2 protein-coding genes are annotated in these 800 nt (G+C 57.4%); both read right to left on the bottom strand.

Annotated features, from left to right (window positions below; translation table 11 throughout):
- Positions 1–30: 30 nt before the first annotated feature.
- On the bottom strand, positions 31–429 hold the full coding sequence (locus MBO_RS08940) for a DNA-packaging protein FI (protein ID WP_000158919.1): 399 nt from the start codon (positions 427–429) through the stop codon (positions 31–33).
- A gap of 41 nt (positions 430–470) precedes the next feature.
- The coding region (locus MBO_RS08935) for a major capsid protein (protein ID WP_036366883.1) at positions 471–800 on the bottom strand (330 nt) is incomplete at its 5' end.

The following is an 800-nucleotide window of genomic DNA, read 5'->3' as shown; positions in this document are numbered from 1 at the left end:
GGTTATCGAAATCAGCCACAGCGCCTCCCGTTATTGCATTCTGGCCAGGCCGCGCTCTGTCATTTCGGCTGCCACACCGGCAGAGACACGAAACGCCGTTCCCGGCAGCACAAATGCCACAGGTTCATCCCGCGTGGCGTGAAGTGCATCAGTATGCAGCTTCACCAGTGCCACGACCGTGACCAGTTCAGACGTATCCAGAATCACGGTATCCGGCTGCGCTGATCCCACCTCATTTTCATGTCCGGTCAGCACATTTTCCCGGCTGAGAGGGGTGTCCTGACCGGCAGTTTCATCCGTGTCATCAAGCTCCTCTTTCAGCTCTGCCACACGGAGCGCCAGTTCTTCTTTCGTCCCCGTCAGGCTGACATCACGGTTCAGTTGTTCACCCAGCGAGCGGAGACGGGCAATCAGTTCATCTTTCGTCATGGACTCCTCCACAGAGAAACAATGGCCCCGAAGGGCCATGATTACGCCAGTTGTACGGACACGAACTCATCAGGGTCAGCCAGCAGCATCAGCGGTGCTGACTGAATCATGGTGAACTCACGCGCCGGATCGCCGGTGGTCACCCAGTTTTTCGGGTAACGGGCAGAGGCGTTAATGCCTTCGCGCTGTGCGTCCGCATCCTGAATGCAGCCATAGGTGCGCAGACCGCGTGCCTGAGTGTTCCCCAGCACCATCGTGTTGTCCGGCAGGAAGTTCTTTTTGACGCCGTTTTCCACGTACTGTCCGGAATACACGACGATGGCCACATCGCCATACATCCCCTTATAGGACACCGCTTTGCCCAGGTCTTC

It is taken from the genome of Moraxella bovoculi 237 (genome assembly GCF_000696305.2).
Lineage (GTDB): Bacteria > Pseudomonadota > Gammaproteobacteria > Pseudomonadales > Moraxellaceae > Moraxella > Moraxella bovoculi.
Note: the sequence above shows the minus strand (reverse complement) of the source record. Positions and strands in the feature narration are given on the sequence as shown.